Below are 15,246 nucleotides of genomic sequence, written 5' to 3'. Positions count from 1 at the left end.
AGTCAGCTGGATCGGACCGGCGGGTCGATCAGTAGATGAAGGGGACGACCAGGCCGATGAGCGCCAGCGCCTCGGAGAGGGCGGCGCCGAGGAAGGCGTAGGTACGCGTGAGGCCGGCGGACTCGGGCTGGCGCGCGGTCGCCTGGATGTAGGCGGCCCAGACGATGCCCACGCCGATGCCGGGGCCGATGGCGGCGAGGCCGTAGCCGACGGCGCCGATGTTGCCCTCGAGCTGAGCGAGTACGTCGATCATGTGGGGGTCTTCCTCCTGTGTCGGTCGCCCGGGTGCTCCCGGGCGGCTGGCGGGGGTGGAGCGGTCAGTGGGCGGGCTCGACGGCGCCGTTGAGGTAGGTCGCGGTCAGCACCGTGAAGACGTAGGCCTGCAGGATGATCACCAGCACCTCGAAGAACGTCATGGCCAGCGCCATGAGGAACGCGAAGGGGCTGAAGATCATCGAGAAGTTGCCGACCGTGAGCAGGTACACGGTGCCCAGCGAGAAGACGACGAGCAGCATGTGGCCGGCGAACATGTTTGCGAAGAGCCGGACGGCCAGGGTGAAGGGCCGGATCACGAAGACCTGAAGCAGCTCGATCGGCGTCACCAGGATCAGCGCGAGCTTCGGGACACCCGGGGGCACCGCGGCGTCCTTGAAGTAGCGCCCCGCGCCCTGCTCCCGGATGCCGACCCAGTTGTAGAGGATCCAGACGATCACCGCGAGGACCAGCGGCCAGGCGAACTTCGAGTTCGGGGAGATCTGCGCGAACGGGATGATGCTCATCGCGTTGTTCGCGAGGATGAAGAAGAAGAGCGAGGCCAGGAAGGGCGCGAAGGGCAGGCCCTTCGGGCCGATCACGTCGCGGGCGATGCCGTCGCGGATGAGCGAGTAGCCGCTCTCGCCCAGGTACTGCAGCTTGCCCGGGACGATCGAGGGCCTGCGGACCGCCAGGAGCAGCAGGGCCAGGATGCCCGCCGTGGCGATCCAGGAGATCAGCGTGATGCGTGTGATCGCGAAGTCGACACCCAGGATGGAGAACTCCGCGATGGGCTCCGGGTAGAACTCCGCGATGGTCGGAGCCTGGAAGCCGTCTCCGCCTCCCTCGGCGGCGAGCACGCTGCCGAGTGCAGTGGCGCTGGAGGTCACCGTTGTCCCTTCTGCGTCTGACCGTGCGGCCCGGACGGACGTCGTTCGGCCGGGGTGGTGCCCGGGCGTCGACTGCTCTTCGCAGGCGGGTCGACGGCCCCGTACTTGACGACGATCAGGTAGATCGCCACCGTCAGCCCGAGGATCGTGCCGACCAGGGCGAGAAACCTCGTCTCCCACCAGCGGTCGAGCAGCAGTCCGACCCCGCCCCACACGATGATCCCCGAGAGCATCGTCCCGGTGATCCCCCAGCCGACGTCCGCCCCGCTGGGCTGACGCTGCTGGTCGGTGGATCGAGGTCGAGTGTCCCCGCGAGCAGGGCGGTCCTCGGCCATCGCCCGGGACACTATCTCAGGCTTGTGGGGTGGGCTTTTCCGGGTGTGCCGGTGGGACCGCCGACGAACCGTGGGACGGCGGGGCCGGGGGCGCCACGTAGTAGAGCTGACGGGTCCAGACCCACCGGGCCTGCACACCTCCCCAGAGCAGTGCGCCGACGATCACCGCCCAGGCCAACGCCAGGCGGTCCAGCGGCCCGTCGGGCGGCAGCGCGCGCAGCACGGCGACGAACACGAGCATCTTCACGAAGAAGGTCCCCAGTGCGGCGGGCAGCGTGAAGGCGTCCCCGTGGCCACCGGCCCAGGCGATGACCAGGCCGGACAGCGAGAAGAACAGCGTGACGACGACGGCCCCCGCCAGGACGCCGAGGGCGGAGTCCCAGCCGCCGAGCAGGCCGGCGAGTGGAGCGGCCACGGCCGTCACGAACGCCGTCACCAGCGCACCGACCCGCAGGAACGAGACGTCCCAGGAGGTGTCGTCCCGCGGCACGGCCGGGTCGGGGGCGGTCACCGCAGCACCCGGGGGGCCCCGGTCGGGCGCTGGTCCGGAGACGCTCCGGGCTCGTCCGCTCCGGGCTCGTGCGCTCCCGGCTCGTGCGCTGCGGCCTGCGCGGCGGCCTGGACACGGGCGGCGCGCGCGGTCGGGTGCTCCAGGCGACTGCGCCGGCGCTGGGCCAGGATCTCGGCCGCGCGCGCCTCCCGTGCGGCGCGGCGGGCCCGCGGGCTCAGCACCACGACGACCCCGACGACGAGCAGTACGGCGATCGCGACGAGCAGCTCGGCCTGGCCCCCGGTGATCGACAGCGCGACCGCGCCGAACGAGAGCAGCGCCGCCCAGAAGTACATGACGAGCACCGCGCGCCGGTGCGAGTGCCCGATGGAAAGCAGCCGGTGGTGCAGGTGCATCTTGTCCGGCGAGAACGGCGACTGCCCGCGCAGGCTGCGCCGGACCACCGCCATCACCAGGTCGACGAACGGGATGAACAGGATCGCGATGGGCACCAGGAGCGGCAGCGCGAGCGGCAGCAGGCTGGCCGCGGTGTCGAACGTCTGCGCGTCCACTCCCCCGGTCGCGGTCACGGCGGCGGCCGAGAGCATCAGCCCCACCAGCATCGACCCCGAGTCGCCCATGAAGATCCGGGCCGGGCTGAAGTTGTGCGGCAGGAAGCCCAGGCACGCGCCGGCGAGAACCGCGGTGATCAGGGCGGGCGCGCTGGCGACGTCGTCGTAGCCGACCACGCCGAGGTTGTAGCTGTAGGCGAAGAACGCCAGCGCCGCGATGGCCGACACCCCCGCGGCCAGTCCGTCCAGCCCGTCGATGAAGTTCAGCGCGTTCACCGTCAGGACGGTGACCAGGATCGTGAGCGGGACGCCGGTCTGCGGGCCGAAGGTGATCGTGCCGATGTCGGCCACCGGGAGGAACAGGACGGCGAGCTGCACACCGAGCAGCACCATCACGCCGGCCGCGGCGATCTGCCCGGTCAGCTTGGTCAGGGCATCGAGCCCCCAGCGGTCGTCGAGGACGCCGAGCAGGCAGATCAGCCCGCCGGCGACGAGCACGGCGAGGGTCTGCGAGTCGTCGAAGGTGCGCTGCAGGGCCGGCAGCCGGGTCGCGACGAGGATCGACGCGGCCACGCCGAGGTACATCGCCACACCGCCGCCCCGTGGGGTCGGGATGACGTGGACGTCCCGCTCGCGCGGTGCGGCCATCATCCGCGCGCGGATGGCGACCATCCGCACCACCGGCGTGGCCAGGAAGGTGACCAGCGCGGCGGTGAGCAGGACGACGGCGTACTCGCGCATGGGCTAGGTGGTGCTCATCTCAGCGCGCTCCGGATCGGTCGAGGGCGGACGCCCGCGATGCCCGGGTCCGGGCGGCGCGGCGTGATCTAACGGTAGCCGTACGACGCGGCAACGCTCCGCGTTGCGGCGCCGGCCGGGCCCTAGTCGGTCAGGCCGGGGACGACGTCGCGCAGGCGGTCGACGGGGATGGCCCCGACCCGCAGGACGCGCGGCACCGGCCCGGTGCAGTCGACGATCGTGCTGGCCGCGGAGCCCGCCCGCGGGCCGCCGTCCAGGACGACGGCCGCGTGCTCTCCCAGCTGCTCGAGGGCCTCCTGCGCGCTCGTGGCCGCCGGCCGCCCCGACCGGTTCGCGCTGGACACCGCCAGCGGGCCGGTGCGGCGCAGCAGGTCGCGGGCGACGTCGTCGTCGGGCAGGCGGATCGCGACGGTTCCCTCCGCGTCGCCGAGATCCCAGGCGAGGGACGGCGCGTGCTCCATGACGAGGGTCAGCCCGCCCGGCCAGAACGCCTGCGCCAGGTCGTTGGCCACGGGCGGCAGGTGGACCACGAGCCCGGCGAGGGTCGACGCCTCGCCGATGAGCACGGGCACCGGCATGGCCCGCCCGCGGTTCTTCGCGGCGAGCAGTCCGGTCACCGCGGCGGGCGTGAAGGCGTCGGCGGCCACGCCGTAGACGGTGTCGGTCGGCATCAGCACCAGCTCGCCCCGGCCGATCGCGGCGGCCGCCGCGTCGAGACCGGTCGCCCGGGCCTCGGGGTCGGAGCAGTCGTAGAGGTCGGCCACGGGGAGGAAGTCTCCCCCACCGGCGGGTCAGGCGCGGCGGGCGGTGGTGAAGCGCGGACGGCCGGCGAGGTCGGGATGGTCCTCGACGTCGGTCCAGGCACCGTGCGCGCGCACGACCGCCGGCAGGCTGCTCCCCTGCTGGTCGGCGTGCTCGATGCCGAGCCAGCCACCGGTGTGCAGCAGGCGGGCGGCGACGGCCAGCATGCCCCGGACGACGTCCAGCCCGTCCGGGCCGCCCCAGAGGGCGAGCGGCGGGTCGTGGTCGGCGACCTCCTGCGGGAGGACGGCACCGTCGGGCACGTAGGGCGGGTTGGAGACGACGACGGAGACACGCCCGTCGAGCTCCCGCAGCAGGGTCGGATCGGTCATGTCGCCCTGCACCACGCCGATGGGCGTGTCTCCGGCGCCCACCCGCAGGGAGGCGTTGTGCCGCGTCCAGTGCAGGGCGCCCGGGTCGCGCTCGACGGCCGTCACCCGGGCACCGGGGTGCTCGTGGGCGATGGACAACGCGATCGCGCCGGACCCGCTGCCGAGGTCGACGACCAGCGGCCCGTCCTGGTCCACGATGCGCTCCAGTGCCCAGCCGGTCAGCTGCTCGGTCTCGGGTCGCGGCACGAAGACGCCGGGGCCCACCGCCAGTTCGAGCTGCCGGAAGGGGGCGCGTCCGGTCAGGTGCTGCAGCGGCACCCGGTCGGCGCGCTGGTCGACCAGCTCGGCGAACCGGCCGGCGGCGTCATCCGGGACGTCGTCGAGCGTGAACAGCCGCGACCGCGGCACGGCCAGCGCGTGCGCGAGCAGCAGTTCGGCGTCCACCCGTGCCGACTCGACGCCGGCGGCGGCGAGCCGGCGCGCGGCCTCGCCCAGCAGCCCGCGGGCGTTCAGGAGCCGGCCGCCAGGAGCTCGGCGGTGTTGGCCCGGTCCAGCGCGTCGATGACCGCGTCGAGATCGCCGTCGAGGACCTGGTCGAGGTTGTAGGCCTTGTAGTTCACCCGGTGGTCGGCGATCCGGTTCTCCGGGAAGTTGTACGTCCGCACCCGCTCGCTGCGGTCCATGGTGCGCACCTGGCTGCGCCGCTGGTCGCTCGCCGCCGCGGCGGCCTCCTCGCGTGCCGCGGCCAGCAGCCGTGAGCGCAGCACCCGGAGCGCCGACTCGCGGTTCTGCAGCTGGCTCTTCTCGTTCTGCGAGCTGACCACGATGCCGGTGGGCAGGTGGGTGATCCGGACGGCGGAGTCGGTCGTGTTCACGCTCTGTCCGCCAGGGCCGGAGGACCGGAAGACATCGATGCGCAGGTCGTTCGGGTCGACGGTGACGTCGACCTCCTCAGCCTCCGGCAGGACCAGGACGCCGGCGGCGGAGGTGTGGATGCGGCCCTGCGACTCGGTGACCGGCACCCGCTGCACCCGGTGGACGCCGCCCTCGAACTTCAGCCGGGCGTAGATCCCCGCTCCGTCGTCGCCCCCAGGCGATCGGGACTTGATGGCCACCGCGACGTCCTTGTAGCCACCGAGCTCGGCCTCGACGGCGTCGAGGATCTCGGTCGCCCAGCCGCGGCGCTCGGCGTAGCGCAGGTACATGCGCAGCAGGTCGCCCGCGAACAAGGCCGACTCGGCGCCACCCTCGCCCGCCTTGATCTCGAGGATGACGTCCTTGTCGTCGTCGGGGTCCTTCGGGAGGAGCTGTTCGCGCAGCCGGTCGGACAGCTCCTCGACCCGGGCCTCCAGCGAGGTCGCCTCGACGGCGAAGGAGGCGTCCTCGCCGGCCAGCTCGTGGGCGGTGCCGAGGTCGTCGCGGGCCTGGTCCAGGGCGCGGGCGGTCTCGACCAGCGGGGCGAGCTGCGCGTAGCGGCGGCTGAGCCGGCGGGCGCGGGCCTGGTCGGTGTGCACCGCCGGGTCGGCGAGCTCCTTCTCGAGGGAGGCGTGCTCGTCGAGCAGGACGGACAGGCGGTCAGGCGTGCTCACGGCCGGCTCCTCTCGACGGGCCCGGACTTGACGGAAACATGGCGACGGCGCCCGCCCCAGCCCCGCGAGGGGAGGGACGGGCGCCGTCGGACGCGCTACTTGGCAGCGGTCTCGCGCTTGCCGAACCGCTTCTCGAAGCGGGCGACGCGGCCGCCGGTGTCGAGGATGCGCTGCTTGCCGGTGTAGAAGGGGTGGCAGGCCGAGCAGGTCTCGACGGTCAGCTGACCGGTCGGCGAGGTGCTGCGCGTGGTGAACGTGTTGCCGCAGCCGCAGGTCACGGTGGTGACGTTGTAGGCCGGGTGGATGTCGGGCTTCATATCGCCTCTTCTGCGGAAGTCTCGTGTCGTGGACAGGTTAACGCGAGCCGGGTGACCAGCATTCCGGCCCTCCTGCAGGGTCCCGACCCGAGCGTCAGCGAGGGGTGCGGGGCAGGAGGGTCCTCTTTCAGTCGTTGGTCGGGCCCAGCGTCGTCTTCTGGATCTGCATGAGGAACTCGACGTTGTTGCGGGTCTTCTTCAGCTTGTCGAGCAGGAGCTCCAGCGCCTGCTGCGGCTCGAGGGCGGCGAGCACCCGGCGCAGCTTGATGACGATGGCCAGCTCGTCGGGCGACATGAGGATCTCCTCCTTGCGCGTGCCCGACGCGTTGACGTCGACGGCCGGGAAGACCCGCTTGTCCGCCAGGCGGCGGTCCAGCTTGATCTCCGCGTTACCGGTGCCCTTGAACTCCTCGAAGATGACCGTGTCCATGGTGGAGCCCGTCTCGACCAGCGCCGAGGCGATGATCGTCAGCGAGCCGCCGTTCTCGATGTTGCGGGCGGCGCCGAGGAAGCGCTTGGGCGGGTAGAGCGCCGTGGAGTCGACGCCACCGGACAGGATGCGCCCGCTGGCGGGGGCCGCCAGGTTGTACGCGCGGCCCAGGCGGGTGATCGAGTCCAGCAGGACGACGACGTCGTGCCCCATCTCGACCAGGCGCTTGGCCCGCTCGATCGACAGCTCCGCGACCGTGGTGTGGTCCGACGGCGGCCGGTCGAAGGTCGAGGCGATGACCTCGCCCTTCACCGAGCGCTGCATGTCGGTGACCTCTTCGGGCCGCTCGTCGACGAGCACGACCATCAGGTGGCACTCGGGGTTGTTCGTGGTGATCGCGTTGGCCAGGGCCTGCAGCACCATCGTCTTGCCGGCCTTCGGCGGGCTGACGATGAGCGCACGCTGGCCCTTGCCGATCGGCATGACCAGGTCGATGACCCGGGTGGTCAGCTGGTGCGGCTCGGTCTCCAGCCGCAGGCGCTCCTGCGGGTAGAGCGGCGTGAGCTTGGTGAACTCCGGCCGCTGCTTGGCCTGCTCCGGGTCGAGCCCGTTGACCGTGTCCAGACGGACCAGCGCGTTGTACTTGTCCTTGCGCTCGCCGTCGCGCGGCTGCCGGACGGCGCCGGTGACGGCGTCACCACGGCGCAGCCCGTAGCGGCGGACCTGCGACAGCGACACGTAGACGTCGTTGGGACCGGTCAGGTAGCCCGACGTCCGGACGAACGCGTAGTTGTCGAGGACGTCGAGGATGCCGGCGACGGGGAGCAGGACGTCGTCCTCGCTGACGGTCGGCTCATTCTGCTCGAAACGGTCGCGACCGTTGCTCCCGCCGCGACGGTTGCGGTCGCGGTAGCGACGCCCGCGGCGGCCGCGACCGCCCTCGAAGTCGTCGTCGTCACCGTCGTTGTCGCGGTCGGCGCGCGACCCCTCGGTGCGGTTGTCGGGGCGGTTGTCCGGACGGCCGCCGCGGTCGTTGCGCTCGCTGCGGTCGGGGCCGCGGTTGGCGTCCCTGTTGCCGTCGCGGTTGGCGTCCCTGTTGGCGTCGCGGTTGCCGCGCTCGCCGCCGTCACGGTCGCGGTTGCGGCCGCCGCGCTCGCCGCGGTCGCGGTTGCGCTGCGGACGCTCGTCGTCGGCACGCTGGTCGCCGTCGGCCGGAGAGGTGTCGGTGTCGGTGTCGGTCGTCGTTCCGGTCGCGGTGTCGCTCGCGCTGGCCTCGGCGCCGGTGCTCTCGGCGGTGCTCTCGGCGCTGGGGGCGCCGGCGGGACGCCGGGCACCGCGCCGGGTACGCACGGGGCTGCCGGTGTCGCCGGTCGCGCCGGTCACCGGGCCACCGTTGGCGCCGCCGCTGATCGGCGCCTCGAGCGGAGCGGCCTCGGCGGCGATGCCACGGGCGGCCGGCGCTGCGTCGGCGGGGGCGTTCGTCGAGCCGCCGGGGGTCGCGGTCTCCGCCGGGGCGGACCCGCCGCCCACCTGGCGTGCGGAGATGGCGGCGACGAGGTCGCCCTTGCGCATCCGGCCCGTGCCGGAGATGCCCAGTTCGGCCGCGAGGCGCTGCAACTCGGGCAGCAGCATCCCCGACAGGCCGTTGCCGCGGCGACGGGGGCTTGCCGTCGTCCCAGAAGCGGCAGGCGCCTCGCCCGTGCCGGCAGCGCCCTGCGCGCCGGTGGGAACGAGGTCGGTGGTTTCGCTCACGTACAGGTCCTTCCCTGCGGAGACCTGCGCTCATCAGCGCAGGATTGCCCCGGTCCCCGTCCGGTCCGGCCCGAGGGCGGGAACACACACAGGGGAACGGGTCGAAAATGTGCGAGGCGGATCAGCGGCGAAGAGAGATCGTCTGCTTCGGCCCCGCGCGAGGCTCGCCCGAGTGGGCGGCTACGCCGTGAGCCTAGACGCAGCTCACAGGCTGGACAACACCGGTTGGTTCCAGTGTGTTCCTCGTTATCGAGACGATACCTCGTTCGCCGCAGCGAGCACGCGTGCCCCACCCCGATCGACGTCCACGGGCAGCACTTCCCACCCTTCCGGGGTGAGCGCGGTCACCTCGCGCACGTCCGCGGCGTCGTCCGGCGAGCCCGGCGGATCGTCCGGGAACCGGCGGGACAGGACCAGGACGCTCGGCCCCGCACCCGACACCACGGCCGCGTGGCCGGCCGCCCGGAGCCGGTCGACGAGATCCAGGGTCGCCGGCATCGCGGCCCGCCGCTGCTGCTGGTGCAGCCGGTCCTCCGTCGCGGCCAGCAGCAGCGCCGGCTCGCTGGTGAGCGCGTGCACGAGCAGCGCCGCGCGGCCGGCGTTGAACGCGGCGTCGGCGTGCGGGACGAGGTCGGGGAGCAGTCCGCGCGCCTTCTCGGTGCTCAGCGTGGCCGACGGGACGAGGACGATCGGCCGGACCTCGGGCGAGATGTCCAGGTCGTCGGCGACGGGGCCGTCGCCGGTCTCCCAGCTCAGGGTCGCGCCGCCGACGAGGCAGGCCGCGACGTTGTCGGGGTGCCCCTCCATGCCGGTGACCAGCCGCAGGACGGCGTCGCCGTCGATCGCCTCGACCTCCGGGCACAGTGCCCAGGCGCCCAGGGCGCCGGCGACCACGGCCGCGGCCGACGAGCCCAGGCCACGGCCCTGCGGGATGCCGTTGTGCGCGAGGACGGCCAGGCCCGGCGGCCGCCAGCCGAGGTCTTCGCAGGCGGCGCGGAACGCCCGGACGACCAGGTGCGACTCGTCGGCCGGCAGGCAGCCCGCGCCCTCGCCGCTCACCTCGACGGTGAGCCCGGACTCGCGGACGGCGAAGTCGACGACGTCGTGGATCGTCACCGCCAGTCCGGCGCTGTCGAAGGCGGGGCCCAGGTTGGCGCTGGTCGCCGGGACCCGGATGCGGACCGACGGCGTGGGGGCCGTCACAGGCCGAGCCGCGCCGCCGCCGCGGCGGCGTCGACCGGGATGGTGACCGGTGCCGGCGCGCCGGAGATCGCCCACTCCGGGTCCTTGAGGCCGTTGCCGGTGACGGTGCAGACGATCCGCTGGCCCGGCGCGAGTTCCCCGGCGTCGGCCACCTGCAGCAGGCCGGCGACGGAGGCCGCGGACGCGGGCTCCACGAAGACCGCCTCCGATCGGGCCAGCAGCCGGTAGGCGGCCAGGATGGCGCGGTCGGTGACGGCGTCGATGCGCCCGCCGGAGTCGTCGCGGGCGGCCAGCGCCTTGGTCCACGAGGCGGGGTTGCCGATGCGGATCGCGGTCGCGATGGTCTCCGGCCGGTCGACCACCTGGCCGGTCACGATCGGTGCCGCACCCGCCGCCTGGAAGCCCCACATGCGCGGGGTGCGCGAGGCGATGCCGTCGGCCGCGTACTCGCGGTAGCCCTGCCAGTAGGCGGTGATGTTGCCCGCGTTGCCCACCGGCAGGCAGTGGATGTCCGGCGCCTCGCCGAGCACGTCGACGATCTCGAAGGACGCGGTCTTCTGCCCCTCGATGCGGAACTGGTTGACGCTGTTGACCAGGCTGACCGGGTAGTCGATCGCCAGCTTGCTGGCCAGCGCCAGGCAGTCGTCGAAGTTGCCGTCGACCTGGAGGAGCTGGGCGCCGTGCACCAGCGCCTGCGCCAGTTTGCCCATCGCGATCTTGCCCTGCGGGACGAGGACGGCGCAGACCAGACCGGCGCGGGCGGCGTAGGCGGCGGCGCTGGCGCTGGTGTTGCCGGTGGAGGCGCAGATGACCGCCTGCGACCCCTCCTCGACGGCCTTGGTGATGGCCATCGTCATGCCGCGGTCCTTGAAGGACCCGGTCGGGTTGAGTCCCTCGACCTTGAGGTAGACCTCGCACCCGGTCCGGCGGGAGAGCTCCTGCGCGGGCAGCAGCGGCGTGTTGCCCTCCTGCAGGGTCACCACCGGCGTGCTCTCGCTGACCGGCAGCCGCGAGCGGTACGCCTCGATCAGGCCCGGCCAGCCCGGGCCGACCGCACCCCGCACTCCCGTCGTCATGACAGCCCCTCGACGCGCAGCACGCTGGTCACAGCGCGCACCGCGGGCATGTCCCGCAGCGCGGCAATAGTGGCCGACAGGGCCGCGTCCGGGGCGCTGTGGGTGACGATCACCAGTGTCGCGGCATCGCCGTGTCCGTTCTGGCGCACCGTGGAGATGCTGACGCCGTGCTCGGCGAAGGTGTGCGCGACCGTCGCGAGGACACCGGGCTTGTCGGCGACGTCGAGGCTCACGTGGTACTGCGTGGGCGTCTCGGCCATCGGCCGGATGGCCAGGTTCGCGTACCCGGTGGCGGCGGGGCCGGAGGCGCCGGTGACCCGGTTGCGGGCAACGGCGACGAGGTCGCCGAGGACGGCGCTGGCGGTGGGCTCACCGCCGGCACCCTGGCCGTAGAACATCAGCTGGCCGGCGGCCTCCGCCTCGACGAAGACCGCGTTGAAGGCGCCGCCGACCGAGGCCAGGGGGTGGGACGTCGGGATCATCGCCGGGTGCACGCGGACGGCGACCGAGTCGCCCTCACCGTTGGCGACCCGCTCGCAGATCGCCAGCAGCTTGACCGTGCAGCCGATCTCGGCGGCCCGTGCCACGTCCGTCGCCGACACCGCCGAGATTCCCTCGCGGTAGACGTCGGCGGCCGCGACCGGCGTGTGGAAGGCGAGCGAGGCGAGGATCGCGGCCTTGGCGGCGGCGTCGAACCCGTCGACGTCGGCCGTCGGGTCGGCCTCGGCGTAGCCCAGCTCGGTCGCCTCGGCCAGCGCCTCGGCGAACCCGGCGCCCGTCTCGGCCATCCGCGAGAGGATGTAGTTGGTCGTGCCGTTGACGATCCCGACGACACGGCGCAGCTGGTCCCCGGCCAGCGACTCCCGCAGCGGGCGCAGCAGCGGGATCGCCCCGGCGACGGCGGCCTCGTAGTACAGGTCGACGCCGGCCTTGACCGCGGCCGCATGGAGGTTCGGCCCGTCGTCGGCCAGCAGCGCCTTGTTGGCGCTGACCACCGACTTGCCGTTCTCGAAGGCGGCGAGCAGGAGCGTGCGCGCCGGCTCGATCCCGCCGATGACCTCGACCACGAGGTCGACGTCCTCGCGGGTCACCAGCGACTCGGCGTCCGTGGTGAGCAGGTGCTGGGGGACGTCGGGGTGGTGCGCCGGCCGCCGGACCGCGATGCCCGCGATCTCGACCGGTCGCCCGATGCGGGCGGCGAGGTCCTCGGCCTGCTCGGAGACCAGCCGCAGCACGGCGCTGCCCACCGTGCCGCAGCCGAGCAGCGCCACCTTGAGGGGTTTCACGAGCGGGCTCCCACGGGGTGCTCGGGGGCGGGCTGGGACGGCGCCGGCGAGGGGGCCGCCTGGTCGGCCAGGACGGCGTCGAGGGCGAACACGTCGGCCAGCGTCTGGCGGCGCACGATCTCGGTCGCGGCACCGTCGCGAACGGCGACCACCGGCGGCTTGAGCAGGTAGTTGTAGTTGCTCGCCATCGACCAGCAGTAGGCGCCGGTGGCGGCGACGGCCAGCAGGTCGCCGGCCTGCACGTCGGAGGGCAGCCACAGGTCGCGGACCAGGATGTCGCCGCTCTCGCAGTGCTTGCCGACGACCCGGCACAGCGCCGGCGGGGCGTCGGAGGTCCGGTTGGCCAGCACGCAGGTGTAGCTCGCGTCGTAGAGCGCGGTGCGGATGTTGTCGCTCATCCCGCCGTCCACCGACACGTAGTTGCGCACCAGCGGGGTGCCCGGCGCGCCGCTGGCGCCCAGCCGCACCGGCTTGATGGTGCCGATCTCGTACAGGGTGACCGTGCCGGGGCCCGCGATCGCGCGGCCGGGCTCGACGGCCAGACGAGGCACCGGCAGGCCTTGCTCGGCGCACTCGGCGGCGACGACGGAGCGCAGCCGGGCGGCGATGTCGGCGGGGCTGACCGGGTCGTCCTCGGGCAGGTAGGCGATGCCGAAGCCGCCGCCGAGGTTGAGCTCCTCGAGGGTCTCCCCCGTCTCCCGGCGGACGGCGGCCAGCAACCCGACGACCCGGTGCGCGGCGGCCTCGAAGCCTGCGGTGTCGAAGATCTGGGAGCCGATGTGGCTGTGCAGGCCGGTCAGCCGCAGTGCCGGCTCCTCGATCACCCGGCGGGCGGCGGCGAGCGCGTCACCGGTCGCGAGGGAGAAACCGAACTTCTGGTCCTCGTGGGCGGTGGCGATGAACTCGTGGGTGTGCGCCTCGATGCCCACCGTCGAGCGGATGAGCACCGGCACCGGCGGTCCGCCGTCCTGGGTTCGGGCGCGGGCCAGCGGGACCAGCCGGTCGATCTCGTCGAAGGAGTCGACGACGACGTGCCCGATCCCGGCGTCGACCGCCAGCTGGAGCTCGACGAGCGACTTGTTGTTGCCGTGCAGGGCGATGCGCTCGGCGGGGAACCCGGCCGCCAGCGCCAGCGCCAGCTCGTTGCCGCTGCAGGCGTCGAGGTGCAGACCGTCGTCGGCGATCCACCGGGCGACCTGGCCGCAGAGGAACGCCTTGGACGCGTAGTGCACGTCGGCGTCGGCGAACGCGGCGGCGAAGTCGCCGGCGCGGCCCCGGAAGTCGCCCTCGTCGAGCACGAACAGCGGCGTGCCGTGCTCCCTCGCCAGCTCGGTGACCGGCCGGCCACCCAGGTGCAGCACGCCGTCGACGCGCTCGGCGGACCGGGGCCAGACGTGCGGGTCGAGCGCACCGGGGTCCGCCGGCGGGGCACCGGCGGCCGTGGGCGGGGAGATGTTCCCGTGCAGCGGCCCCGCGGGGTGCGCTCTCACATCCGCTCCGGAGCGCTCACGCCGAGCACACCGAGACCGTTGCGCAGGACCGTCGCCGTCGCGGCGCACAGCCACAGCCGGGCGGTGGTCAGCGGGCCGGCCTCCTCGTCGCCGCGGGGCAGGACCCGGCAGGCATCGTAGAAGCGGTGGTAGGTACCCGCCAGCTCCTCGAGGTAGCGGGCCACCCGGTGCGGCGCCCGCAGTTCGGCGGCCGTCGACAGCACGCGCGGGAACTCGCCGATGGCCCGCAGCAGGTCGTTCTCCCGGTCGTGGGTGAGCTGCGCGACGTCGACGTCTCCCGGGGCGGGCGGGGTGAGGCTCGTGGTCAGGCCGAGGTCGCCCGCGTTGCGCAGCACCGAGGAGATCCGGGCGTGCGCGTACTGCACGTAGAAGACCGGGTTGTCGTTGGTCTGCCTGCTCCACAGATCGGCGTCAATGTCGATCGGCTGGTCCACCGAGGCGCGGGCCAGCGCGTAGCGGGCCGCATCGCGGCCGACCGCGTCGACCAGGTCGGTGAGCAGCACGAAGTTGCCCTTGCGCTTGCTCATCCGGACCGGCTCGCCGTCCTTGACCAGGTTCACCAGCTGCCCGATCAGGATCTCCAGGTGCGCGTCCGGGTCGTCGCCGGCGGCGGCGACCAGCGCCTTGTACCGGCCGACGTAACCGGAGTGGTCGGCGCCCAGCATGATGACGACCCGGTCGAAGCCCCGCGAGCGCTTGTCCAGGTAGTAGGCGCAGTCGGCGGCGAAGTAGGTCGGCTCACCGCCGGCCTTGATCAGCACCCGGTCCTTGTCGTCCCCGAAGTCCGTCGTCCGCAGCCAGACGGCGCCGTCGGACTCGAAGACGTGCCCCTGCTCCCGCAGCCGGGCCACCGCCTTCTCCAGGGCGCCGGACTCGTGCAGCGTCCGCTCGGAGAAGAACGTGTCGAAGTGCACACCGAAGTCGTCGAGGGTGGTGCGGATGTCGGAGACCATCGCCGCGACGCCCCGGTCGGCGAACACCGCGACCTGTTCGTCCTCCGGGAGGTCGAGCAGCCCCGCTGTGCCGCCGACGACCTGCTGCGCGACGACGTCGACGTAGTCGCCCTGGTAGCCGTCCTCGGGCACCGGCCGGCCCAGTGCCGCCGCCTGCAGGCTGCGGGCGAACCGCTCGATCTGGGCGCCGGCGTCGTTGACGTAGTACTCGCGGCTGACCGACGCGCCGCTCGACTCCAGGAGCCGGGCCATGGCGTCGCCGACGGCGGCCCACCGCGTGGAACCGAGCGTGACCGGCCCGGTCGGGTTCGCCGAGACGAACTCCAGGTTCAGCCGCTGGCCGGCGAGCACGTCGGTGCGGCCGTAGCCCTCGCCGGCCGTCACGGCATCGACCGCGATCGTCCCCAGTGCGCCCTGCGCGAGGGTGATGTTGAGGAAGCCGGGCCCGGCGACGTCGACGCGCTCGATGCCGGCCTGGGCCTGCAGTTCCTCGGCGAGCAACTCGGCGACAGCGCGGGGCGGCCGCCCGGCCGGCTTGGCCAGGCGGAGGGCGACATTGGTCGCGTAGTCGCCGTGCTCCGGGTTCTTGGGGCGTTCGACGACCACCTCGGAGGGGACCTCGACGGGCAGCGCGCCTCGGCCCGCGACCGCCCCGACGGCGGTCCGGACGACGTCCTGCAGCTGCTCCGGTGTCACCC

At 73.2% G+C, this 15,246-nt stretch carries 15 protein-coding genes; all 15 read right to left on the bottom strand.

The genetic code is table 11. The features are described from left to right. Positions 1–28 precede the first annotated feature (28 nt). Positions 29–253 (bottom strand): ATP synthase F0 subunit C, encoded by a 225-nt coding sequence (atpE, locus tag MVA48_RS21035; RefSeq protein WP_246983212.1) that lies wholly within the window; start codon positions 251–253, stop codon positions 29–31. A 64-nt stretch (positions 254–317) separates the two neighbouring features. Next, complete coding sequence (gene atpB / locus MVA48_RS21030) at positions 318–1,142, bottom strand: F0F1 ATP synthase subunit A (RefSeq protein WP_246983211.1); 825 nt, start codon at positions 1,140–1,142, stop codon at positions 318–320. Further along, positions 1,139–1,477 (bottom strand): AtpZ/AtpI family protein, encoded by a 339-nt coding sequence (locus MVA48_RS21025; protein WP_246983209.1) that lies wholly within the window; start codon positions 1,475–1,477, stop codon positions 1,139–1,141. Before MVA48_RS21025 ends, atpB begins: the two co-directional genes overlap by 4 nt. Before the next feature lie 16 nt (positions 1,478–1,493). Continuing rightward, the gene (locus MVA48_RS21020; protein ID WP_246983206.1) at positions 1,494–1,988 is read right to left on the bottom strand and encodes a hypothetical protein; all 495 of its coding nucleotides are present in this window, start codon (positions 1,986–1,988) and stop codon (positions 1,494–1,496) included. Next, positions 1,985–3,280, bottom strand: coding sequence for a glycosyltransferase family 4 protein (locus MVA48_RS21015; protein ID WP_246983204.1), 1,296 nt, complete (start codon positions 3,278–3,280; stop codon positions 1,985–1,987). Before MVA48_RS21015 ends, MVA48_RS21020 begins: the two co-directional genes overlap by 4 nt. 140 nt (positions 3,281–3,420) lie before the next feature. After that, positions 3,421–4,062, bottom strand: a complete 642-nt coding sequence (locus MVA48_RS21010) for an L-threonylcarbamoyladenylate synthase (RefSeq protein ID WP_246983202.1) — start codon at positions 4,060–4,062, stop codon at positions 3,421–3,423. A gap of 27 nt (positions 4,063–4,089) precedes the next feature. Beyond that, positions 4,090–4,926 (bottom strand): peptide chain release factor N(5)-glutamine methyltransferase, encoded by an 837-nt coding sequence (gene prmC / locus MVA48_RS21005; protein WP_256461184.1) that lies wholly within the window; start codon positions 4,924–4,926, stop codon positions 4,090–4,092. 14 nt (positions 4,927–4,940) lie between these two features. Next, on the bottom strand, positions 4,941–6,020 hold the full coding sequence (gene prfA / locus MVA48_RS21000; RefSeq protein ID WP_246983191.1) for a peptide chain release factor 1: 1,080 nt from the start codon (positions 6,018–6,020) through the stop codon (positions 4,941–4,943). Between the two features lie 95 nt (positions 6,021–6,115). Further along, entirely contained in the window at positions 6,116–6,337 is a 222-nt protein-coding gene (gene rpmE / locus MVA48_RS20995) for a 50S ribosomal protein L31 (RefSeq protein WP_246983189.1), read from the bottom strand. Positions 6,338–6,464: 127 nt separating this feature from the next. After that, positions 6,465–8,519, bottom strand: a complete 2,055-nt coding sequence (rho, locus tag MVA48_RS20990) for a transcription termination factor Rho (RefSeq protein ID WP_246983187.1) — start codon at positions 8,517–8,519, stop codon at positions 6,465–6,467. A 246-nt stretch (positions 8,520–8,765) separates the two neighbouring features. Next, positions 8,766–9,722: a homoserine kinase gene (gene thrB, locus MVA48_RS20985; protein ID WP_246983185.1), complete on the bottom strand. Its 957-nt coding sequence runs from the start codon at positions 9,720–9,722 to the stop codon at positions 8,766–8,768. Beyond that, the gene (thrC, locus tag MVA48_RS20980) at positions 9,719–10,798 is read right to left on the bottom strand and encodes a threonine synthase (protein ID WP_246983183.1); all 1,080 of its coding nucleotides are present in this window, start codon (positions 10,796–10,798) and stop codon (positions 9,719–9,721) included. Before thrC ends, thrB begins: the two co-directional genes overlap by 4 nt. Then, positions 10,795–12,084: a homoserine dehydrogenase gene (locus MVA48_RS20975; protein ID WP_246983181.1), complete on the bottom strand. Its 1,290-nt coding sequence runs from the start codon at positions 12,082–12,084 to the stop codon at positions 10,795–10,797. Before MVA48_RS20975 ends, thrC begins: the two co-directional genes overlap by 4 nt. Beyond that, a complete protein-coding gene (gene lysA / locus MVA48_RS20970) occupies positions 12,081–13,574 on the bottom strand; it encodes a diaminopimelate decarboxylase (RefSeq protein WP_246983179.1) in 1,494 nt (497 codons plus the stop codon). The genes MVA48_RS20975 and lysA overlap by 4 nt, the downstream gene beginning before the upstream one ends. Continuing rightward, on the bottom strand, positions 13,571–15,244 hold the full coding sequence (gene argS / locus MVA48_RS20965; protein WP_246983177.1) for an arginine--tRNA ligase: 1,674 nt from the start codon (positions 15,242–15,244) through the stop codon (positions 13,571–13,573). Before argS ends, lysA begins: the two co-directional genes overlap by 4 nt. Positions 15,245–15,246: the final 2 nt, after the last annotated feature.

This window comes from Blastococcus sp. PRF04-17 (genome assembly GCF_023016265.1).
Lineage (GTDB): Bacteria > Actinomycetota > Actinomycetes > Mycobacteriales > Geodermatophilaceae > Blastococcus_B.
Note: the sequence above shows the minus strand (reverse complement) of the source record. Positions and strands in the feature narration are given on the sequence as shown.

Excerpts from the sequence above, each read along its gene's own strand:
- atpE (WP_246983212.1), bottom strand. The coding sequence starts at position 253 with ATGATCGACGTACTCGCTCAGCTCGAGGGCAACATCGGCGCCGTCGGC.
- MVA48_RS21025 (WP_246983209.1), bottom strand. The coding sequence starts at position 1,477 with ATGGCCGAGGACCGCCCTGCTCGCGGGGACACTCGACCTCGATCCACC.
- MVA48_RS21015 (WP_246983204.1), bottom strand. The coding sequence starts at position 3,280 with ATGCGCGAGTACGCCGTCGTCCTGCTCACCGCCGCGCTGGTCACCTTC.
- rpmE (WP_246983189.1), bottom strand. The coding sequence starts at position 6,337 with ATGAAGCCCGACATCCACCCGGCCTACAACGTCACCACCGTGACCTGC.
- thrC (WP_246983183.1), bottom strand. The coding sequence starts at position 10,798 with ATGACGACGGGAGTGCGGGGTGCGGTCGGCCCGGGCTGGCCGGGCCTG.